At 63.9% G+C, this 21,237-nt stretch carries 17 protein-coding genes; 12 read left to right on the top strand and 5 right to left on the bottom strand.

The genetic code is table 11. From position 1 onward, the window contains the following. Positions 1-617: 617 nt before the first annotated feature. Together C2L65_RS10120 and C2L65_RS10115 are read right to left on the bottom strand one after the other, a co-directional pair. Positions 618-1,007 (bottom strand): YybH family protein, encoded by a 390-nt coding sequence (locus C2L65_RS10120; RefSeq protein WP_042311590.1) that lies wholly within the window; start codon positions 1,005-1,007, stop codon positions 618-620. 83 nt (positions 1,008-1,090) lie between these two features. Next, entirely contained in the window at positions 1,091-1,987 is an 897-nt protein-coding gene (locus C2L65_RS10115; protein ID WP_042311588.1) for an EamA family transporter, read from the bottom strand. 98 nt (positions 1,988-2,085) lie between these two features. Here C2L65_RS10115 and C2L65_RS10110 point away from each other — a divergent pair, with 98 nt between their 5' ends. From C2L65_RS10110 to C2L65_RS10100, 3 genes are all read left to right on the top strand, one after another. Further along, the gene (locus tag C2L65_RS10110) at positions 2,086-2,982 is read left to right on the top strand and encodes a LysR substrate-binding domain-containing protein (protein WP_042311580.1); all 897 of its coding nucleotides are present in this window, start codon (positions 2,086-2,088) and stop codon (positions 2,980-2,982) included. Between the two features lie 168 nt (positions 2,983-3,150). Next, the gene (locus tag C2L65_RS10105; protein ID WP_042311577.1) at positions 3,151-3,822 is read left to right on the top strand and encodes a TetR/AcrR family transcriptional regulator; all 672 of its coding nucleotides are present in this window, start codon (positions 3,151-3,153) and stop codon (positions 3,820-3,822) included. Positions 3,823-4,042: 220 nt separating this feature from the next. After that, positions 4,043-4,246 carry a hypothetical protein gene (locus tag C2L65_RS10100; protein WP_042311574.1) on the top strand — a complete coding sequence of 68 codons (204 nt, stop codon included), beginning with the start codon at positions 4,043-4,045 and terminating at the stop codon, positions 4,244-4,246. A 109-nt stretch (positions 4,247-4,355) separates the two neighbouring features. Here C2L65_RS10100 and C2L65_RS10095 read toward each other — a convergent pair whose 3' ends face one another. Then, on the bottom strand, positions 4,356-4,517 hold the full coding sequence (locus C2L65_RS10095; protein WP_007590496.1) for a DUF1328 family protein: 162 nt from the start codon (positions 4,515-4,517) through the stop codon (positions 4,356-4,358). Between the two features lie 166 nt (positions 4,518-4,683). Between C2L65_RS10095 and C2L65_RS10090 the strand changes: the two genes are divergently transcribed. Beyond that, complete coding sequence (locus C2L65_RS10090; RefSeq protein ID WP_042311571.1) at positions 4,684-5,175, top strand: 2-thiouracil desulfurase family protein; 492 nt, start codon at positions 4,684-4,686, stop codon at positions 5,173-5,175. A 24-nt stretch (positions 5,176-5,199) separates the two neighbouring features. On the opposite strand, the gene C2L65_RS10085 is transcribed toward C2L65_RS10090, so the two are convergent. Then, the gene (locus C2L65_RS10085) at positions 5,200-5,850 is read right to left on the bottom strand and encodes a LysE family translocator (RefSeq protein ID WP_042311569.1); all 651 of its coding nucleotides are present in this window, start codon (positions 5,848-5,850) and stop codon (positions 5,200-5,202) included. Positions 5,851-5,936: 86 nt separating this feature from the next. Next, complete coding sequence (locus C2L65_RS10080) at positions 5,937-6,752, bottom strand: AraC family transcriptional regulator (protein WP_042311586.1); 816 nt, start codon at positions 6,750-6,752, stop codon at positions 5,937-5,939. Positions 6,753-7,256: 504 nt separating this feature from the next. Between C2L65_RS10080 and C2L65_RS10075 the strand changes: the two genes are divergently transcribed. The 8 genes from C2L65_RS10075 to C2L65_RS10040 all read left to right on the top strand — a co-directional run bounded on the left by C2L65_RS10075 (position 7,257) and on the right by C2L65_RS10040 (position 21,228). Beyond that, positions 7,257-10,130, top strand: coding sequence for a bifunctional glycoside hydrolase/polysaccharide deacetylase family protein (locus C2L65_RS10075; RefSeq protein ID WP_042311568.1), 2,874 nt, complete (start codon positions 7,257-7,259; stop codon positions 10,128-10,130). Beyond that, the gene (locus C2L65_RS10070; RefSeq protein ID WP_042311566.1) at positions 10,120-14,100 is read left to right on the top strand and encodes a tetratricopeptide repeat protein; all 3,981 of its coding nucleotides are present in this window, start codon (positions 10,120-10,122) and stop codon (positions 14,098-14,100) included. The genes C2L65_RS10075 and C2L65_RS10070 overlap by 11 nt, the downstream gene beginning before the upstream one ends. Positions 14,101-14,174: 74 nt before the next feature. Continuing rightward, on the top strand, positions 14,175-14,726 hold the full coding sequence (locus C2L65_RS10065) for a hypothetical protein (protein WP_007590510.1): 552 nt from the start codon (positions 14,175-14,177) through the stop codon (positions 14,724-14,726). 88 nt (positions 14,727-14,814) lie between these two features. After that, the gene (locus C2L65_RS10060; protein WP_042311563.1) at positions 14,815-16,242 is read left to right on the top strand and encodes a PelD GGDEF domain-containing protein; all 1,428 of its coding nucleotides are present in this window, start codon (positions 14,815-14,817) and stop codon (positions 16,240-16,242) included. Beyond that, a complete protein-coding gene (locus tag C2L65_RS10055; RefSeq protein ID WP_103254529.1) occupies positions 16,235-17,287 on the top strand; it encodes a hypothetical protein in 1,053 nt (350 codons plus the stop codon). Before C2L65_RS10060 ends, C2L65_RS10055 begins: the two co-directional genes overlap by 8 nt. Further along, on the top strand, positions 17,284-18,912 hold the full coding sequence (gene pelF, locus C2L65_RS10050; protein ID WP_042311562.1) for a GT4 family glycosyltransferase PelF: 1,629 nt from the start codon (positions 17,284-17,286) through the stop codon (positions 18,910-18,912). The genes C2L65_RS10055 and pelF overlap by 4 nt, the downstream gene beginning before the upstream one ends. Continuing rightward, positions 18,912-20,285 carry an exopolysaccharide Pel transporter PelG gene (gene pelG / locus C2L65_RS10045; RefSeq protein ID WP_042311561.1) on the top strand — a complete coding sequence of 458 codons (1,374 nt, stop codon included), beginning with the start codon at positions 18,912-18,914 and terminating at the stop codon, positions 20,283-20,285. The genes pelF and pelG overlap by 1 nt, the downstream gene beginning before the upstream one ends. Positions 20,286-20,292: 7 nt before the next feature. Further along, positions 20,293-21,228 carry an endo alpha-1,4 polygalactosaminidase gene (locus C2L65_RS10040; protein ID WP_042311559.1) on the top strand — a complete coding sequence of 312 codons (936 nt, stop codon included), beginning with the start codon at positions 20,293-20,295 and terminating at the stop codon, positions 21,226-21,228. Positions 21,229-21,237: the final 9 nt, after the last annotated feature.

The following is a 21,237-nucleotide window of genomic DNA, read 5'->3' as shown; positions in this document are numbered from 1 at the left end:
CGGCTAACACCGCCAGCCCGTGTTCTTATCCACGGGCCCCCAACGTCCCCGCGCTTCATATGACAGTGCCCTGGTCGGCGCTCGTTGCCAACGCTTCGAATGAACGCCTCACCAACTTCAAATACCCGCATACGTGCTAGCGGCAGCGAATGGCATGTGCCGCCCAGGTGGCAAACTGTGTGTAGGTTGTCGCGTCGTATAGCCTGGCGCTCGTACAGGGTGGAACGCGTGCGCTACCGGTCCGAAGTGTGGCGTGTGCGGCACTACGGCCTACACACAGTTTGCCACCTGGGCGGCGGTGGACTACCTGGTACGGTGTGCTGCAGCGCGGGTGTGTGAAGCGGGTGAGGCGCACCGCAAGAGCGCTGGCAACGAACGTGGGTCACGTGATTGCCGTGTGAAGCGTAAGACCCTGTGGGGGCCCTCAGGCAGGAAGAAATGTTGGCGGTGTTAGCCGCTTTCTTTTGCCTACTTTTCTTTGCGGCGGCAAAGAAAAGTAGGTGCCGCCCCGCACAGGGGCGACGCTTGAAGCGCGAAGGCAATACGCGGATGCCAGCGCAACAGCAAAAGCAAAAACCAAAAAATGAAAAACCAAAAAATGAAAAACCAAAAAACGCTTACCCCTGCACCACAAGCAAATTCGCATCCCGCGCAAGCAACCAGCGGCCGTCGGTCTCCTTGCGCAGAATCGTGAGCGTATTACCGGCGTGCCGCACGGGCGGCGCAGAGCCATCCTTCTGCGTGATCGTCACTTCAAGTTGCGACCGCAGAAAAGCCCAATCCCCCAGCACCTGAAGCTCCAGAATCTCGCTCTTACCGTCGATATCGACATTCTTCTGTCCTTCGGACGCCGCCATGAACGCGGCCTTTCCGAACGGCTTCTGCCCTGGCACCATGAAAATCGCGTCGTCGGTCATCAGGCTCAGCACGGTTGCCGTGTCGCCTGCCTTGCTGGCGGCGAGCCAGGTATCGATCAGTTGGCGAATGGCGCGTTCGTCGTCGGTCATGATGTGTTCCTTGCAGGTCGGCATGCGATCCGTCGATTGTAGACGGCTCACACGTCGCATCATTCGGACCCGACCCGCGCGGTTCACTTCGACGTGACGATCACGCCAACGCTCGCGCTCACGACGAACAGCGTGCCCGCCAGTTGCAGTGCCGTCATCGGCTGATTCAGCACGATAAAGCCCGCAGCCGCACCGATGGCCGGCTCGATGCTCATCAGAATCCCAAACGACGCCGCAGGCATGTGACGCAGCGCGATCATTTCGAGCGCGTACGGCAGCAGCGGAACGAGCACCGCAAGGCCCGCGGTGGCGGCCAACTGCATCGGCGCGATGTGCAGGCCGTGCTCGATAAGGCCGAAGGGCGTTGCAACGAGCGCTGCCGCGATCAGCGACACGGAAAGCCCTTCGAGCCCATCGAACAGCGCGCCCGTCTTCTTCATCAACACGATATAGCTGCCCCAGCCGCACGCGGCGCCCACCGCGAGCAGCATGCCAACAGGCTCGCCGATCCATCCCGAACGATCATGCGCGAGCAGCAGCACGCCCGCGACGGCGAGCAGCGGCCACAGCAGCGCGCGCAGGCGCCGCACGCCGAGCGTCGCGACGGTCAGCGGGCCGAGAAAGTCGATCGCGACGGCAAGGCCGAGTGGAATGCGCTCGATCGCCGAGAAAAAACATAGCGTCATGCCCGCCATCGCGACGCCGAGCACGCCCGCCGCGAACCAGTGCGCGCGCGAGTAGCTGCGCAGCTTCGGGCGCACGACCAGCGCAAGGATCACAGCGGCCCACGCGAGCCGCAGCCACGTCGTGCTGAACGCGCCGAATGCGGCCATGGTCGGCGCGGAGAGGGCGGCGCCGAACTGCACGCACGACATCGACAGCAGGCCGAGCAGCGCAGCCATGCCGACATGGCGTTTCGGCGCGGTAGATGGCGGCGCAGTGTCAAAGGAAATCGGTTCGGCAAGCGTGGAATTTTTCATGGGTTTGAGCGGGCACACTACAGACAGGCCCATCATATCGACGAAACGGGGGTTAAGATAAGCTGATATTTCTTATGCCGCTATCACGGACGCTAATAATGCGCGACTTCGACAGCAGCCTTCTCAGAGCCTTCGTGACGGTCGCCGAAACGGGCGGGGTCAGCGCGGCCGCCGTGCGTCTCGCGCGCACGCAGGCGGCTGTCAGCATGCAGCTGCGCCGGCTGGAAGACGACATCGGCCAGCGGCTGCTGGAGCGCTCGCCGCGCGGCGTGCGGCTGACAGACGCCGGGCATCGACTGCTGCCGTATGCGCACGCAATTCTCGGCGCGGGTGAAGACGCGCGGCGCGCGCTCGAAGTCGGCGACGTGGCGGGCACCGTGCGCCTCGGCATGCTCGAAGACGTTGCCGTGGGCCGCCTGCCGCGCGCGTTGCGGCGCTTTTCGGCCGCGCATCCGCAGGTCGCGCTGGAGATCGTCGTCGATGCGAGCGCGGCGCTGTCGCAACGCCTCAACGACGGCGCACTCGATGTGCTCGTCGGCGATCCCGCGATGGTCGACGCGACGCCGCTCGTCACATGGACGCAGCCGCTCTTCTGGGTCGGCGCGCGCGGTTATCTCACCGACCCGCTGTCGCCCTTGCCGCTCGTCGCGTTTGGTGGAGCGTGTCTGTGGCAACAGCAGGTGATGACGGTGCTGCGGCGCGCGGGCATCGCGTGGCGCGTCGTCTGCACGAGCACGAGCCTGCCCGCCGTGCAGTCGGCCGTCGAGGCTGGGCTGGGCGTATCGGTGCTGCTTGACGGCAATATCCGTTACGACACGATGCGCGTGCTGGGCGCCGCCGACAGCCTGCCGGAGCCGCCCGCCGCCGACCTCGGCCTGTTCGTGCGGCAGGCGGCGGGCGCGCAGGAAGCCGCCGTCGACGCATTGCGGACCTTCCTCTGCGAAGCGCTCGATCTCGACTTCATCGAGCGCGCGTCTAGAGCGCCACGCCGGTGATATGGGGTGAGCCGCGTGATAACCTCGCTGCGGCGGATCGTGCATCGTTTTCGCGTCATGGCGTTTCATGATCGGCATGATTGATGCAAACTGCTTGCATCGAGGTTCGATGGAACATCACGTTGCACACCCAACGATCTTCAACCTTCATTGATTCACGGAGTTTCTTTGCCCACGACTCACCCGTCGCGTCGGCAGCCCAAGCAGGCGCGCGCCGAATTCGCGCTCGACAGCATTCTCGAAGCCGCCGCCCGCACGCTCGAATCCCATGGCAAGGCAGGGCTGACGACACAGCGTGTCGCCGATACGGCAGGCTTCAGCATCGGCGCGATCTACCAGTACTTTCCGAACAAGGAGGGGTTGATCGAAGCGCTCGCGCGGCGCGAGCTGGAACGCCTCACGGCGATGATGAAAGAAGCGCTCACGCAGCCCGCGCCGTTCGGCACGGGCCTGAACGCGCGCCGCATGATGCGCGCGACGGCGGCGTTCATCGGCGACCGTCCGCGCCTTTACAGCATCCTGCGCGCCGAATGGGCGGATGCCGCGCCCGATACGGCGATCGGACAGGGCATGCTGCGCTACTTCGAATTGATCGCGGGTACGCTGAACCGCGAGAACCCGGATCTGGGCAAACGCATCAAGCGCGACGAAGCGCGCTTCGTGCTGTTTCGCGCGATCTCCGGCGTCCTGCTCGCAACGGCGCTGGAGCGGCCGCATTACTTCGGCACCGATGCGTTCGAAGACGAAATGGTCCGGCTGATTCTCGGCTTCCTGAACTACGATCTCAGTCCCGACATTCCGCGGCTGGCGCCGGAGGATGACAGTTTTACAAGCGCGTGAAAGTTATGAGGTTTCCTCGTATACGCAACGGCGGGCTTGCGGGGGATTTTTCCTGGATGTCATATTGTGCGTCCGAGGGCTGCAAGCGCTCGCCGATTCGATGAGTCATCCGGATGGCGAGCGTATAGTGGCCTCCTGAAGGACATATCAATTCGACACTGCCGCGACGGACACACGACGACACAGTCGGTCCGCGCGGACGGTGCGACCGGGGAAAGGCATGAACCATCACCAGCTTGAGTCCGCTCTCGACCATCTCGAGCATGTATTGGCGCGGATTTCCGGCACGGATCACATACCGCTGTCGTACTGGCGCAAGCGCGTCGACGACGTGTCGGCCGCCGCGCGTATTCCCGCTCAAAAGAACCGCGCGCGAAGGCTGGATGAGGCGCTGAGCGCGCTGGAGTCGCGCGGCGGGGCGTAATGCTATCGGGAGGAAAGTATTGCAAGCGGACGCACTATAAATTGCACGTCCGCCGGCAAGGTCCATCGCTTCGCCAACGCGTGAAGACCCAAAAGACCCGCGCGCAGCCCTAACGTCTGATCACGCCCATGAGCAGCGTGACGAGAAAGATCACAATAAAGATAAAGAACAGCACCTTCGCTATTTCGGCAGCGCCAGCGGCGATGCCGCCAAACCCGAAGATTGCCGCGATAATGGCGATGACGAAAAAGATGGCAGCGTATCGAAGCATGGAAGCCTCCACCAAAGGATTGCTGGACAGGTCGATCCGATGATCGACCCACGCGCGGGAACCGCATCGGCAGACACAGGCGCCGCCGTCACGGCATGGAGCAACACCCGTGCCTATCGGGCAATGATCAAACGCCTGCGGCGCACTGAAACCCAATCGTCCCGTTATGGAAAGGATACTCGTAAGCGCGTGCCTCGCCGGTTTGCCGGTGCGATACGACGGTTCCGCGAAGACGTTCGCAAACGTGCTGCTGCAGACGTGGCGTGACGAAGGGCGTCTCGTCGTCGTGTGTCCGGAAGTGGCGGCGGGCTTCGGCACGCCGCGCCGTCCCGCCGAAATCCAGTTGCGCCGCAACGGACGCGATGTGCTCGACGGTACGGCCAGCATTTGCGATAACGCTGGCGCGGACGTCACAGCGCTTTTCATCGACGGGGCGCGCCACGCGCTCCAGCAGGCACTCGCGCATGATTGCCGCTACGCGCTGCTTGCCGACGGCAGTCCATCGTGCGGCAGCAGCTTCATCTATGACGGCACGTTTTCGAGCGTTGCGCACGACGCATCCGGCGTGACGGCCGCGTTGCTGGAGCGGCATGGTATTCGCGTGTTCGCGCCCAATGGGATCGATACGCTTGCAGCATTAATCGATAACAATCGATGACGCAGAGTCATTACTACAACGACTTCATAGCCACTCGCGCGCGAGCATCGTCAGCACGCTCGCTGCGATCGTGAGCAGCACGACACCCGTGGCGCGTTCGATCGCGGCGCTATGCCTTGTGAAGCGCGCGACCACCGACGGATGCCCGATCCCCATCGCGACGAGCAGATCCCAGCCGAACACGGCAGCGAACATCCATACGCCGTACACGATCTGCGCGCCGAACGGCGCGTCGCGGGCCGCGAGCAGGGCAAACAGGCTTGCGTAAAAGAGCGCGTTCTTCGGATTGAGGATCGCGGATGCGAAACCCATCGCGAAACGTGTATGCCACGCACCTGTCTGCGGCGCTGGCGAGCCGTCCTGCACATGCGCCGCAATCGATGCCACCCTTGCATGCCGAAGCATCAATACGCCGAGGTAGAACAGATAAGCGCAGCCCGCTGCCTGCACGAGCGCAAAGGCGATCCCATGCCGATGCAGCGCCGCAAAGCCGCCGACGGCGAGCGCGATGAACACGCCGTTTGCGCAGGCAATGCCGAAGCACACGGCGCCCGTCTTGCGCCAGCCGCGCAACAGCGCACTGCGCGCGATCAGAAAAAAATCCGGGCCGGGACTGAGCAGCGCAAGAAGATGCGCGCCTGCAACCATCGCGAATTGCTGAAGAGAAAGGCCCATCTCGACTCCTTATGTGTGACGGGAGTCTGCTGGACAGGCGAACGAAGATATTGAAGAAAAGTGCGCGACGCGAAGCAGAAGGGTGCTTACGACACGGCAGCGCGGCGGTAAGCGCCCGGCGTCATCGCGACGCGCTCCTTGAAGGCGCGCTGGAAATGCGCCTGATCCGCGAAACCAAGCTCATGCGCGATGGTCGTGAGCGCTTGTCCATGACGCAACAGACGCCGCGCCGCGTTGATACGCAGATCGAGCTGATACGCATGGGGCGACATGCCCGTCGCGGCGCGGAACGCGCGAATGAACGCATAGCGGCTCATGCCTGCCATCTGCGCGAGCTGCGCAATGGGCAGACGCTCGCCGTACGCGTCATGCAGAAGGCCGGTGATGCGCGCGAGGCGCTCGGCTGCGATGCGCGGCACGGGCGGAACGTCGCGCGCCTCGCCGAGCCACGAGCGTTCGCTGACGAACAGGATCAGCGCCGCTTCCTTCTCGGCACTATCCGCGTTCGAGAACAACAGCCGATTGAGCGCGCAGTAACGCAGGTACGCTTCGCGGTTCTCGTTGATCGACGGACGCGCAAGTACGGCATCGGCGTCCGCGCTGCCGCTTTCGCGCAGCACCGCGCTCGCCCACGCGACGTCCAGATGAAGCATCTGATAACTCCACTCGCTCTCCGTATCGGGATTGCACGAGTGGACCCGCATCGCAGGAATCAGCACAAGACTGCCCGGACCGAGGCGCGCGCGGTCGTCACCGCACGCGTAGTTGCTGTGCCCGCTGTCGACGGCGCCGATCGATAGCGTGTCGTGCGTATGCGGCACATAGCACGCGCGGGAATGAGAAGCGAGCCGGCTTTCGACGAACGGCAGCTGCGGATCGCGCCAATAACGTTGATCGTTCATACGCCGATGATCGCATGAACGTGCGGACAGACGCGAGTTGCAATGCGTTGCAACCGCGAAATCGTTTGCGCGCCTTTCAATAGCGAAGTATTGGGCTTTTAAAATGGCCACATCCTGCATGAAATACCGGGTATTGCGCTGGCGTCCAATTGAAAAATAATGAAAAGTGAATATGCGTTCGCTATTATCTGTTTAACGTTTGCGAGCCTTTCTCAGATTAATGCGGTATCGGTTGTGCCCATCGTTTAAGCGTTTTTAGTCGCGTGATCTTTTTGCGACACCCGTCTTTTTTGACGTTGGACGCGTTAGAATTCGCGCCGATTCACAGAGATAGCGCTTCATATCCTCTGATCTTTCCAGTCTGCAGATTTTCATCCGCATGTGGCGGATGGCCCAGTATTTAACATTTGGTCATCCAATGCTGCCGTAGGGACATAAATCCCGGGGAAAACCGGCGCTTTAAAGCCGGTCGGTAAAAAAGTAATAAACCGAAGAAAAAATCGTATGCCAGTGGGGATTCAATCGATATTCGAAGCGCGACCGGCGCTCGACGGGGTAATGCAAGGCGATAAGCCGCGAATGGACAGAACGATGATGGCGCAACCGCGCGCTCTCGTTCGTGCGCTCGCGCACGCTCGCATGGTTGCGCTCACGGCGACAGCCGCGCTTGCGCTGCACGGCGTCGCCGCGCATGCGCAGACTCAGGCCCAGGCTCCGGCTCCGGCGTCGACTCAGTTGCACGCGCAAGCATCGAGCGGCGCACAGGCGCCGCACGTCAATCTCGCGTTCTTCTATGGCTCGCGCGTGCCTGTTGGCGAGTTGCAGGCGTTCGATGCCGTCGTGATCGATCCCGCCAGCGGCTTCGATCCTGCCGCGCATCCGCTGCGTCATACGGTGTGGCTTGCGCGCACGCATGCCGATGCCGCGCAAGGCAGGCCCGACGCATTCGTCGCTGCACAGATCGAATCGCTCTGGCAGCGCGGCTATCGCGGCTTCCTGCTCGACACGCCGGCGACCATTGCAGCTGTCGATGCGATCCGCGCTGCGCATCCCGACGCGCGTCTCGTGATCGGCGGCGACGCGGCGTTGCAAGCTGCGTTGCCGTATTCGAAAGCGCTATATGCGGTGATCGGACCGTCGATCGTGCGCGACGCAGCGAGCGGAAATGTCGCAGCGGCAGAGCGCGACGCGCGTATCGCCGCCGCGCAACAGTTCACGCAAACGACGGGCGTGCCCGTGGTATCGATCGAAACCTGTCCCGCCGACGACCGTGCCTGCGCGCGCGCAACGGCCGCGCAGGTGCTCGCCGCGGGCGTCATGCCGTATGTGACGAACGCGTCGCTGAACGCGGTCGGCATCGGCGCGATCGAAGTGCTGCCGCGCAAGGTGCTGATCGTGCAGGACAGCGACGAAGACCTGCCGCTCGACGAAACGCCCGGCGTGCGCGATCTCGCGACGCCGCTCAACTATCTCGGCTACGACGTCGAATACGCGAACGTCCACGAGCCGTTGCCCGAGGGCATCACGCCGGACCGCTATGCGGGCGTCGTCGCGTGGCTGCAGGGCGACGAGACGCCGAACAGCGGCGCGTGGCGCGCGTGGGTCGATGCGCGTCTCGCGGCGCACGTGCCGATGGTTTTTCTCGGCCAGTTTGGTTTCGATGCGGCAGAAGACGAAGGGCGCGCGCTCGATCTGCAAGCTGTGGCAGGGCCATTCGCTGACAAGATCGAAGTTGTCACGCGCGATCCGATGGTCGGCTTCGAAGTCGATCCTAAGCTCGGCACGCGCGACCTGACGGGCGTTCAGGTTGGCAGCGCGAGCAAGTCGTTGCTGCGCGTGAAGAGCGGCGAAGCGACGCTCGACCAGATTGCCATCACGCCGTGGGGCGGCTTCGCGATGAGCCCGTACACGGTCGTCTCGCTCAACGGCATCGGCCAGGAGCGCTGGGCCATTCAGCCGATCGAGTTCCTGCGCCAGGCGTTGCGTCTGCAACCGATGCCGTCACCGAGCGTCACCACGGAAAACGGCCGGCGTCTTTTCATGTCGCACGTGGATGGCGACGGCTTCGCCTCGCGCGCGGAATTTCCCGGCGCCGACTACTCGGGCGAAGCGCTGTTCCAGCAGATATTCACGCGCTACAAGGTGCCGATGACGCTGTCGGTGATCGAGGGCGAAGTGGGGCCGAAGGGTCTGTATCCGCAGATCTCGCCGCGACTCGAAGAGATCGCGCGCAAGATGTTCGCGCTGCCTTATGTCGCGATCGGCACGCACACGTATTCGCATCCGTTCGAGTGGGAGAACGTCGATGCGAAGACGGGCGAGCGCATCGATCGTGGCGGCGGTGACACAGCCTTCTCGCTGAACATCCCGAACTACACGTTCAATATCGACCGCGAAGTCACGGGCTCGATCGACTACATCAACTCGCGTCTCGCGCCCCCGGGCAAGAAGACGACGATCCTGCAGTGGCCGGGCAATTGCGAGCCGCCTGCGATCGTCGTGCGCAAGGTCTATGCAGCGGGCGTCGACAACGTGAACGGCGGCGACACCGTGATCACGAAGAGCGCGAACAGCTGGACCAATATCGCGCCCATCGGCGTGCTGAAAGGGCCGGGCGCGTATCAGGTGTATGCGCCGAACCAGGACGAGAACGTCTACACGAACGACTGGCTCGGCCCGTTCTACGGCTTCACGCGCGTGCTCGAAACTTTCGACATGACGGACAAGCCGCTGCGCTTCAAGCCGATCGATATCTACTACCACATGTACAGCGGCACGAAGGTCGCGTCGCTGCGCGCGCTCGACCAGATTTTCGCGGCCGTGCTCAAGCAGCCGGTGCTGCCCGTGCATATGACGGACTACGCACACAAGGTGCTCGACTGGCGTTCGTTCGCCGTCGCGCGCACGGTGCAGAGCGAGGCGTCGAACGCGAAGTCGAGCGACTGGATCGTGCGCGGCAACGGCGAAGTGCGTGAACTGCACTGGCCGCTGACGACCTCGCCCGATCTGCACGCGTCGCGCGGCGTGACGGGCTACGCGGCGGGACCGGACGGCACGTACATCCACATCACCGATGGCGCGGCGCGCGTCTCATTCGACACCCTGGGTGCGCTGTCGAAAGCGGATGCGCTGCCGTACATCGCCGAAGCGAATGGTTTCGTGCGCGATTTCAAACGCGACGGCAAGAACATGTCGTTCGAGTTCGGCAGCTACTACCAGCCGTTCGTGAAGCTCGCGAATGCACAGACGTGCAGCGCGACAGTGGCGGGCCGCGCGGTGCCGCTGCAACGCGACGGAGCCTACGTCCGCTTCGACACGCCCGCGCTCAATGCGCTCGAAGCCCACTATCAGCCCGTCGAGATCCGCTGTGAACGATAAAACGAACGACAAACGTCCCCGTATCGTTCCGACGTGGCTCGTCTACACGCTCACGGGCGTGGTGCTCGCGACCATGTACGGCGTCTCGCCGCGCGGCGGCTTGCGCCAGCGCGTCGCGTCCGTCGGCGCGCCGAGCGAGCTGAGTGTCGCGTATCTGGAAGCGTGGTCGAAGGTGCGGCCCGACAACGAGGAATTCCTGTCGTTGCTGGGCGCGCAATATCTGTATCTGGGACGCACCGACGACGCCGAGCGCATCGCCACGCGCATGGAAGCGCTCGGCACCGACGACATGATGCGTAGCGCGATGATGCTGCATCTGTCGGTGACGGAGCAGCGCACCTTCGCGATTCCCGAAGAAGATCCGCGCCGCGCGCCCGCGCTCGAAGAGCTGCGCGCGCGTCTGACGCAGGCTGCGAAGCTGCCGTGGGCGCCGAAGGATCTGGAGTGGCTCGCGCAGCGTTCGGCCGCCGTCGGCATGCCCGATCTCGCGGCGCATCTGTATGCGCGTCTGTCGGCCAACGATCCCGACGGACGCACGAAGTGGGACACGCAGATCACGCGTTACGCGCTGCAGGTCGGTGACTACCACGCAGCCGCCGATGCATGGTTCCGTCAGGAAGCCGTGGCGCAGACGCGCGACGAGCAGCGCCGTTGCTTCGTCGCGGGCGTGCGCACGCTGCAGTCGGGCAATCTGCTCGACGACGCACTGACGGCCGCCGACGCGCATCTCGGCAAGCTCGCCGACGATCCCGCGACGCTCATCGTGATGCTCAATCTTGCGCGCGCGGCGAATCGTCCGGATGCAGTCGACCGGTACGCGAAGCTGCTGGCGAAGTACGCGCTCGCCGAGCCGTCGTCGCCGCTGGCCGAGCATGTGCGCCGTGTGGCGCAAGCGGGTTATGCCTATATGGATGGTCCCGTCGCGTATCGGCATGGCGGCTCGCTCGTCAGCCTGCGCGCCGCGATGCGCGAGGCAGCGGCGCAAGAGCAGGGCGAAGTGCGCGTGATCCGCGTTGCCACGCAAGCAGCGCCAGTAGCACCGGCAGCGCAAGCACCGCAAGCCGCAAGCAGCGTGAACGGCGTTGACGCATCCGCAGTCCGCTCGGACCCGAGTGTCGCGAACGTCGTGTTTCAGGCCTTCGTCGAATCGGGCGATCTGGCGAGCGCACAAAAGGTTGCCGCGCAGCAGGTGCAGCGCGATCCGCGTTCGGTGGAATGGGTCAAGCGTCTCGCGCAGGTCGCCGAATGGAATCGCGATCCGTCGCTCGCGCTGAAGTCCTGGCTCGACTATGCGCAACTGTCGAACGATCAGGTTGGCTGGCAGAACGTGCTGCGCATCGCGCCGATGCTCGACGACGACGAAGCCTATCTGACAGCACTCGTACACGAAGCGCGTGCGAAACCGAACGACCTGAAGCTGATCGACAACGTGACGGCAACGTACGAACGTCTCGGCCGTCCCGACGATGGCCTCGCGTTCCTGCGCTCGCTGCCGCGCGCGACGAACGCCGATGCGATCGATCAACGCATCGGCCAGCTCGCCGAGCGCGCGGGTCATGACGATCAGGCGCTCGCGACGTATCGCGCGGTGCAGGCGCGTCATCCGAACGACGCGAATGCGGCGCTGCGCACGGCGAGCGTGCTGTACCGGCAGGGCGACTATCGTGCGTCGCTGGCCGCGCTGAAAACGGCGCGCGCGGGCGCGAAAGACAGCGACGAGGACTTCTGGCGCAACTACGCGGAACTTGCGCGCCTGCTGCAACGGGACGACGACGCGAACGAAGCGTATTTCCATCTGATCGCGAGCGGCGCGGCGACGCCCGAAGACCTCGGCGACATGACGTACTTCTACGACCCGTATCCGATCGATGCGGGCCGTGTCGCCGAATTGCGTTATCGCCGCGACCACACGGTGCGCGCGTTGCAGGACGCGATCTTCTACTACACCGACGCGCAGGCGATGGACCGCATCGCGACGCTGCTCGCGAGTCTCACGCCCGACGAGCTCAAAGCGGCCGAAGCCTCGCCCGCATTGCTCGGCGTGCGCGCCGAATACTACCGCCTCATCAATGAGCCGCAAAAGGCGCTCGCCGATCTGAAGCGCGCCGTCGATTTGCCGGGCGCGAGTTCCGATCTGCGGGCGGCGTATCTGTGGACGCTGGTCGACTACGGCAGCGACGGCGATCTGCGCGAAGCGCTCAAGCGCTGGCGCGGCAGTGCCGATCAAAGCTCGGCCTTGTGGGAGCCGTACGCAGCCGCCGAAATGCGCCTGAACCGGCCCGTCGCGGCGCTCGAATATCTGCGCCGCCAGTCGGCGATGATGTCGCGCGATCCGCTGTGGCTGCTCACCTATGCCGACGCGCAGGAGCAGGCGGGGCATGACGGCCTCGCGTGGTCGATCCGCAAGAAGGTGTGGCTGCAGATGCAGCAGGACGAAGCGCAACTCGTGAAGCTGCATGGCGCGCAGCGCGCGGCGATGCGCGGCCGCACCGCGCAGGACGCCGAGACGCTCGAAGACCTGCGTGGCCGACGCGTGACGCTCTCGGCCGAATACGCAACGGGCGATACGTCCGCTGCGCTGCTCGACAGCCTGATGTCGGCGCGGCCCGCATCGGCTGACAATGCCATCGCACGCCGCACGATGATCGGCACGGCGAAGGGGCTGCCGGGCGGTGCGCCGCTGGACGGCGCAGGGTTGCCGGAGAACGCGCGCGTACGCGGCGCCGTCGCGAAGGAAGTGGCCGTGGCGTGGGCGCTGTCGAAGGAAAGTAATCCGCTGGCGAAGCGCTGGCTCGCGCAGCAATACGCGGAGCGCCTGTCGCGTCCCGCCGATGCGCAGCTGACCATCGCGCTTGCGGAGAACGATATCCCCGAGATGGAACGCCTCCTCGCGGTGGAACGCTCGCGCCTGCCCGTCAACGACCGCATCGACGCGACGATCGCCGTCGACCGGCCGGATCGCGCGCAGCAGCTCGCGTTCAACGCGCTCGACGGCGCGCCGGAAGACACCGACCTGCATACGCGCGTGACGGAAACGACGCTCGACTGGCCGCAATCGATCGACGCCGATGTCGTCAATCACATCGAGCATCCGCTCGATTACGTTGAGACGACGCTCGCGGCCAGCCGCAAGATAGCCGAGCGCTACCTCGTCGGCGTAACGGCCGTGCAGCACTTCCAGCATTCGACGGACATCACGCAGCTGGTCAATGTGCCGTCCGTCGACCGCTGGCTCAACATCTACGGCGAGCGGCAAACGCGTGACACATCGTTCACGATCACGGGCGGCCGTCGCGTCGGCTCGGCCGCGTTCTACACGCTCGATCTCGCGGGCGAAGTGGGGCGCAACTCGCCGCTGACACTCGGCGTGCGCGCGGGCCGCAACCAGGTCGCGGATGAAAACCAGACGCTGCTGATCGGTGGCATGAAGGACAACGTGATCGGCGATCTGACCTACCGGATGACGGAGCGGATCACGCTCACGGGCAGTGTCGAAGCGGACCGCTTCTATAGCCAGGCACGGAACTACATCGGCAGCGGCGTGCTGTCGACGGCGGAAGTGACCTACCGCATCCGCACGACTTATCCGGACTACACGTTGCGCGCGCTGATCACACACGGCGGCTACGGCGCAAGCGGCCAGCCTGACGCGCTGTTCACGCGCCTCTTGCCGACGGCCTTGCAGCCCGCGACCGCGCAGGACTTCATGCCGGACACGTACACGCAATACGGCTTCTACTTCGGCTTCGGCAACGATCTGCTCGAGCAGTACACGCATGCATGGCGTCCTTTCTTCGACGTGGGCATCGTGCATGACTCGATTCAGGGTTGGGGGCCGGACGTGAGTCTCGGCATTGCAGGCGCAGTGTTTGGCGGCGATCACCTGGCGGTGTTCCTTCAGCATCAGCGCGTGTCGAAGATCGGCACGCCCGTCACGTTGCTGGGCGCGCGGTACAAGTGGTTCTACTAATTCAGGTTCTACTGATTCGGGTTCTGCTGATTCGGCAAATCGGGACGATAACGACATTTCTGAGGAGTGGTTCGATGAGCAACATCAACGGCTGGACACGTTTGATCAAGTGGGTGGCGGCAGCGGCCGCTTCGGCGCTGGTGCTGGGCGCATGCGGTTCGATTCGCCAGGCGGGTTCGCCTGCCATCGAATCGAAGGACTCCGTCGCCGTCGTGACGATGGCGAACTTCACGGAAACGCCGGCAGCGGGCAGCAGCGCTGCGGCGATTGCGGCGAATGCGTTGCGTCAGAACGGCTTTGCCGATGTGCGTCTCGCGCCTGTCGATGCATCCGCGAATGCGATGTTCGACACCGCGCAGCGCGATATCGGCGAGAAGAAGCTGGCATGGGCGCGTGAGCAGCGCGTGAAGTACGTGCTGACGGGTGCTGTCGAAGAGTGGCGCTACAAGGTCGGCGTGGACGGCGAGCCCGTCGCGGGCGTGACGTTCGAGCTGATCGACGTGGCGTCGGGCCAGGTCGTGTGGAGCGCAACGGGTTCGAAGAGCGGCTGGACGCGCTCGAGCCTGTCGAGCGTCGCGTCGTCGCTGATCGGCAGCCTGCTGTCGCCGCTGCGCACGCGCGGCTGATGGCGTCGCGCGTCTGTCATGTGCTTCATGACATGCGCGCGGCAATCTGCAATACCAGAGCAACTCGACACGTGATGAGGAGTCGGCCGTGAATACCGTCACCGCGCAAAGCGCCGCCAGTGCCGCCAGTAGTGCGGCCAAACCGCGCCAATCGAACCCGTTCGGCAACCTGAGCGCGTGGCGGCGCCTCGTCGCGCCCGCGGTGTCGCGTCCGTTTTCCATCGTGGAGACGGTCGTGTTCATCGGCGTGGTCTTCGCGGTTTCCTATACGCTCGATCGCAACGATCCGTTCCTGCTGCACACGGGCTTTCCGTGGCTGTGGTTCGCGCCGCTCATCATCGCGCTGCGTTACGGCACGCTGCTCGGCCTGCTCGGCTGCGCGATGCTGATCGGCGCATACCAGCTGTTCACGCAGGTGCTGACGCAGGGCAGTACGGCCGCATGGCCGACGCTGTTCTTCACGGGCGGCGTGCTGCAGACCATCGTCGCGGGCCACTTCGGCGATACGTGGGGCAGCCGCGCGCAGCGCGCGAACGCGATCAACGACTATCTGAACGACCGGCTCGTCGCGATCACGAACAGTCACTATCTGATGCGCCTGTCGCACGAGCGCCTCGAAAAGGACCTGTTGACGAAGCCGACCACGTTGCGCGATTCGATCACCGAGCTGCGCCGCATTTCCGTCGCGCATGGTCTCGATACAAAACCGCATGGTTCAGGCGACATGCCCGGCACGCGCGAACTGCTCGAATTCGTCGCGCAGGCCTGCCAGATCGAAGTGGCTGCGCTGTATCCCGTGCATGACGGCAAGGTGGGGCGCGACGCGCTCGCGCATATCGGCGATACGTTCGACTTCGATCCGCGCGACGAACTCGTGCAGCGCGCGCTCGAAACGCGTGCCGTCGCGCATCTGAAGAGCGAAGAGCGGCCGGTGATGAACACGCATCTGCTGGTATGCGCGCCGCTGATTTCTGCCGACGGCACCATGCTCGCGATGCTCGCCATCCGTCGCATGCCGTTCCTGTCGCTGAATTTCGACAATCTGCAACTGCTGCTCGTGCTGCTCGGCTACTACGCCGACGGCGTCGAGCACTCGCAGCAGGTGCGCGATATCCAGCACGCGGTGCCCGATTGCCCGTACGAATTCGCGCTCGACGTGAGCCGGCTCACGCGGCTCGAACGCTCGGCAGGCATCACGTCGTCGCTGGTGGCGCTCGTGTTCCCGCATGACGATGCCGGCGATTCGTTCTTCGAGCACGTGATGCGCCGTCGTCGTTCGCTCGACCTGATGTGGCCGGTGAAATCGGCGGGGCAGTCGGTGCTGCTGAACCTGATGCCCGCAACCGACGCAACGGGCGTCGATGGCTATCTCGCGCGGATCGAATCGAGCCTGCGCGCGCAGTTCAATCTCGACCTCGAAGGCGCGCGCATCGGCGTACACACGCTGCATCTGGGCGGCGACGAGCCGGGCGTGGCGTTGAAGCGTCTTCTTCTGCGTAGTGGTCTCGATGGATAAGGCCACCGCAAACCGCTCCAGCGGCGGCGGGTTCGTGGCCGCACTGGTTGCCATGCTCGCGGTGCTGGGCATCGTCATCGTCGCCGGCATTCAGTGCGTGGGCATCGTGTACTTCGCGAATACGCCCACCGCGTACGATCCGCTGCTGCCCGCCGTTGCGTTCAATGTGGTGTGCGGCGTGCTGCAGGCGCTGCTGTTCCGTCTGCTGCTGCCGCTGCGTTATCGCGAGCCACGCGCGTGGAGCTTGCTGCTGCTCGGCCTGGCTTGTACGTTCGTGCCGCTGCTCGGTGGCCTCGTCGTGCTGGTGAGCTGCATCTGGGCGGCGTGCTATCCGGCCTCGCATGCGGACGACGAGATGGGCGACGTGCCTGCGCCCGAGTTCGTCACGTATCTGATGTCGCGCGTCTCGCACGGCGGCGGCGCGCGCTTGCAGGCGCGGCTCGTGAACACGAAGGTGGCAGCAGCCGATCGCCTGTCGGCGCTCGTTGCGATCCAGAGCATGCCGACCCGCACCACGGGCACGCTGCTGCGGGATCTGCTCGCGGACCCGGTCGAAGACGTGCGCCTGATCGCGTACGGCACGCTGGATCAGGCGGAAAACGACGTGATGCAGCGCATTTTCCATGCGGGCAAAGCGCTGGAATCGGCGCAGTCGGAAGGCAATCGTCATGCGATCAACCGGCAACTCGCCGAGCTGTATTTCGAACTGATCTATCAAAACCTCGTGCAGGGCGTCGTTTATCGGCACACGCTCGAACAGGCCGACCGCCATGCGCGCGCCGCGCTCGAGATCGACGCGAGCGACGCCGCGCTGTGGATGATTCGCGGCCGCCTCGCGCTGACCAACGGCGCCGCCGACGAAGCCGCGCATTACATGGACCGCGCGCAATCGCTCGGTTTTCCGCGCGAGCGTCTGGTGCCGTGGCTTGCCGAAGTCGAATATCTGCGCGGCGATTATGCGCGCGTGTCCGAACTGCTCGCGTCGCTCGGCAATGCCGCGACGCTGCCGATGCTCAAACCTGTTGCGCGTTACTGGTCCACATGAAACCGTCACTGTTGCGCCGCGCTGCGGACGCCGATGTCTGCCTGCTGCTCGAAGGCACGTTCCCGTATGTGCGCGGCGGCGTGTCGAGCTGGGTCAACGAAATGCTCCGCTCGTATCCGGAGATCCGCTTTGCGATCGCCTTCATTGGTAGCCGCGAAGAGGACTACAAGGCGGCTGCCTATGCGCTGCCCGACAACGTCGTACACTTCGAGGCGCACTATCTGTACGAGAGCTCCGGTGCGGACGACCAGGCAGCGCGCGAAATTCCCGGCGATGCGCAGGCGTTCGCGCAATCGGCGGCGCTGCACGAAGCCTGGCGCAACGGCGGCGAAGTCGATGCCGGCGCGATGATGGCCGACATGGTGCAACTGATCGGCGACAAGGCGCCGCTCAGCGAGGAACAGTTCCTGACGAGCCGCGCGGCGTGGGACTTTATCGTCGATCAGTATCATCGCTACTGCACGGACCCGTCGTTCACCGATTACTTCTGGACCGTGCGCATCATGCACAAGCCGCTGTGGCAGCTTGCGCGCGTCGCCGAGCAATTGCCGCCCGCGAAGGTCTATCACACGGTATCGACGGGTTATGCGGGCTTTCTGGGCGCCTTGCTGCACTACCGGACGGGCCGGCCGCTGCTCGTGTCCGAGCACGGTATCTATACCAAAGAGCGCAAGATCGATCTGCTGCAAAGCCAATGGATTCGCGACAACCGTGGCGCGTTCGAGCGCGATATTTCGAAGATCAGCTATTTCCGCGAACTGTGGGTGCGCTTCTTCGAAGCGCTCGGCAAGCTCGCCTATGACGCCGCCGACGATATCGTCGCGCTGTACGAAGCGAACCGTCAGCGGCAGATCACGGACGGCGCGCAAGCCGCGCGCACGCGCAACATTCCGAACGGCGTGGACGTCGACGGTCTCGCGCCGCTCGTCGAGAAGCGCACTGTGCGGCCGCGTAACGTGGTCGCGCTGATTGGCCGCGTGGTGCCGATCAAGGACATCAAGACTTACATTCGCGCGCTGTTCATCGCATCGCGCGCGATGCCGGATATCGAAGGATGGATCGTCGGGCCTGAAGAAGAAGATCCGTCGTACGCTCAGGAATGCCGTGCGCTTGCGGAAAGCCTGGGCCTTGCGAATAACGTGAAGTTTCTCGGCTTTCAGCGCATCGACGAGATTCTGCCGAAGGTCGACGTGCTCGCGCTGACGTCGATCAGCGAGGCTTTGCCGCTCGTCGTGCTGGAAGGTTTCGCAGCGGGCATCCCGTCGATCACGACAGATGTGGGTTCGTGCCGGCAGCTGATCGAAGGCTACGGCGACGAGGACCGCGCATTGGGCGCGGCGGGCAGCGTGGTGCCGATCGCCAATCCCGCTGCGTTCGCGCAAGCCGTGCTCGATCTGCTCGGCGACGAGCCGCGCTGGCTTGCGGCGCAACAGGCGGGACTGGCGCGCGTGCGGCGTTTCTATACGAAGGCGCAGATGATCGATCAATATCGTGTGCTGTATCAGCGTTTGATGGTGGCGCCTTCGCAAGTCAAAGCGGCTGAAGGCAAGCAGGGCGGCGGTTGCCCGATGCATGCGGGCAGGGCCGCAGCGGCACAGTCGACACAGACGGAAGGGGTGCGCTGATGGCTGGCATTGGTTTCGAGCTTCGCAAGATCCTCAAGCGGCAGACGCTGTTCGGCGTCGCGCGCGCTTACGCGTATGCGGGGCTGATCAGCTCCGGTCCGCTGATCCTGTCGATCTTCGGCATTCTGATCATCGGTGTGATGAGCCTCGCGTTCGTGATACCGAAGTACGCGATCGTGCAGTTCCAGGTGTCGGTGACTTATCTGATTGCGTGCAGTCTGATCCTCACGGGGCCGCTGCAACTGTCTTTCACACGCTTCATTTCCGACCGGATCTTCGAGAAGCGCGATGACCTCGTGCTGTCGAACTACAACGGCGTCGTGCTGGTTTCAACGGCGGCCTCGGGCGTGCTCGGCGTGCTTGCCGTCGCGTTCGGCTTTCAGGGCGAGCCGCTGATGTATCGGTTGCTGATGGTGGCGGGCTTCGTCGTCGTCAGCAACATCTGGATCGCGGTGATCTTCCTGTCGAGCGTGAAGCAGTACCGGCAGATTCTCTTTGTGTTCGCGATCGGCTATGGCTGTACCGTCGCGTTCGCGCTGATGCTCAATACGCACGGGCTGTCGGGTTTGCTCGGTGGCTTCGTCGCCGGGCATGTCGTGCTGCTCGCGGGTTTGTCGGGGCTCATCTATCGCAACTATCGCAGCCCGCGCTTCATCTCGTTCGAGGTGTTCCAGAAGCGCTTCGCCTATCCGAGCCTGGCGATGGTCGGGTTTTTGTTCAACCTCGGCGTGTGGCTCGACAAGTTCATGTTCTGGTATGCGCCGGGCACGGGATCGAAGGTGATCGGGCCGCTGCATGCGTCCGTCATTTACGACATTCCCGTTTTCATCGCCTACGTGTGCGTGATGCCGGGCATGGCGACATTCCTTGTACGCATCGAAGCCGATTTCGTCGAATACTACGACCGCTTCTATGACGCCGTGCGCAGCGGCGCAACGCTGCGCCATATCAACGACATGCGCGACATGATGGTCGGCAGCGTGCGCGCGGGCCTGTATGAGATCGTGAAGATTCAAGCCGTCGTGCTGCTGCTGATTCTCGCGTTCGGGCACCTGGTGCTCGATGCGCTCGGCATTTCGTCGCTGTATATGCCGCTGATGATGGTCGACGTGATCGCCGCGAGCCTGCAGGTGTTGCTGCTCGGTTTGCTGAACGTGTTCTTCTATCTCGACGCGAGGCGCACCGTGTTGCGTCTGTGTCTTGCGTTCGTGCTGTTGAACGGTATCCTGACGGGTATTACGCTGTACATGCAGCCGGATTATTATGGTTATGGCTTCGCGCTGACGCTGCTGATTCTCGTCGCTGCCGCCGTGCAACTGCTGGATCGCAAGTTCAGCAAGCTCGAATACGAAACTTATATGCTGCGCAACTGAACGGTTTATGACAGCCAGTTCGTTCGCCCGTCTGGGCGTTTCGTGGATCGTCGTCGCTTGCGCGGCGGTGGTCATCCTGTTGCTGTCGGTTGCGTGGGTGCGGCCCGCGCTGGCCGCGTGCAAGCGGGCTTCGTCGACGGGGATCGGGGCGGTTGCGTTCTTCTACGGCGCGAACGTGCAGGCCGAGCGCTTCGAACCGTTTGATACCGTGGTGATCGAACCCGACAGCGGTTTCGATCCGCGCGCGCATACGGCGCATTGCCCGAACTGGTACGCGTATGTGAGCGTCGGCGAAGTGACGAAAGAGCGCGCGTACTATGCGCAGATGCCGAAGACGTGGTTCGCGGGCAGCAATGCGGCGTGGTCGTCGACGGTTGTCGATCAGAGTGCTTCGGGATGGCCCGCGTTTTTCGTCGACCAGATCATCAAGCCGTTGTGGGAACGCGGCTATCGCGGCTTTTTTCTCGATACACTGGATTCGTATCAGCTCGTCGCGAAGACGGACGCCGAACGGATGCAGCAGCAGGCGGGTATTGGCGCGGTGTTGCGCGAATTGAAGGCCCGCTACCCGCAAGCGCGGCTGATACTGAACCGGGGCTTTGAAATTCTGCCGCAGGTGCATGATCAGGTTGCGGCCGTCGCGTTCGAATCGTTGTTCGGCCGCTGGGATCAGGCGAATCAGCGCTACGACGAAGTACCCGGCAACGACCGCGAATGGCTGCTCGCCCAGGCCCGCGAGATACACGAGCGCTACAGCCTGCCCGTCATTTCAATCGATTATTGTCCGCCGGAAGACGAAGCCTGCCGCCGTGAGATCGTGCAGAAGATCAGCGCGCTCGGCATCGTGCCGTACGTGGCCGATGGCGGGTTGCAGACCATCGGCATGAGCCACTCGATCATCAAAGACGCCGAACCGCTGACGAAGGTCTCGCTCACGCGCTGAACGGCGGGT

Origin of the sequence: Paraburkholderia terrae (assembly GCF_002902925.1) — a bacterium.
Classification (GTDB): Bacteria; Pseudomonadota; Gammaproteobacteria; order Burkholderiales; family Burkholderiaceae; genus Paraburkholderia; species Paraburkholderia terrae.
The sequence above is the reverse complement of the archived record's forward strand: the minus strand, read 5'-3'. Positions and strand labels throughout refer to the sequence as shown.

Bases quoted from the DNA above. Each gene is read 5' to 3' on its own strand.
- C2L65_RS10055 (WP_103254529.1), top strand. From the start codon at position 16,235: ATGGATAAGGCCACCGCAAACCGCTCCAGCGGCGGCGGGTTCGTGGCC.
- C2L65_RS10120 (WP_042311590.1), bottom strand. From the start codon at position 1,007: ATGACCGACGACGAACGCGCCATTCGCCAACTGATCGATACCTGGCTC.
- C2L65_RS10095 (WP_007590496.1), bottom strand. From the start codon at position 4,517: ATGCTTCGATACGCTGCCATCTTTTTCGTCATCGCCATTATCGCGGCA.
- C2L65_RS10090 (WP_042311571.1), top strand. From the start codon at position 4,684: ATGGAAAGGATACTCGTAAGCGCGTGCCTCGCCGGTTTGCCGGTGCGA.
- C2L65_RS10115 (WP_042311588.1), bottom strand. From the start codon at position 1,987: ATGAAAAATTCCACGCTTGCCGAACCGATTTCCTTTGACACTGCGCCG.
- C2L65_RS10080 (WP_042311586.1), bottom strand. From the start codon at position 6,752: ATGAACGATCAACGTTATTGGCGCGATCCGCAGCTGCCGTTCGTCGAA.
- pelG (WP_042311561.1), top strand. From the start codon at position 18,912: ATGGCTGGCATTGGTTTCGAGCTTCGCAAGATCCTCAAGCGGCAGACG.
- pelF (WP_042311562.1), top strand. From the start codon at position 17,284: ATGAAACCGTCACTGTTGCGCCGCGCTGCGGACGCCGATGTCTGCCTG.
- C2L65_RS10085 (WP_042311569.1), bottom strand. From the start codon at position 5,850: ATGGGCCTTTCTCTTCAGCAATTCGCGATGGTTGCAGGCGCGCATCTT.
- C2L65_RS10075 (WP_042311568.1), top strand. From the start codon at position 7,257: ATGCCAGTGGGGATTCAATCGATATTCGAAGCGCGACCGGCGCTCGAC.
- C2L65_RS10100 (WP_042311574.1), top strand. From the start codon at position 4,043: ATGAACCATCACCAGCTTGAGTCCGCTCTCGACCATCTCGAGCATGTA.
- C2L65_RS10040 (WP_042311559.1), top strand. From the start codon at position 20,293: ATGACAGCCAGTTCGTTCGCCCGTCTGGGCGTTTCGTGGATCGTCGTC.
- C2L65_RS10110 (WP_042311580.1), top strand. From the start codon at position 2,086: ATGCGCGACTTCGACAGCAGCCTTCTCAGAGCCTTCGTGACGGTCGCC.
- C2L65_RS10065 (WP_007590510.1), top strand. From the start codon at position 14,175: ATGAGCAACATCAACGGCTGGACACGTTTGATCAAGTGGGTGGCGGCA.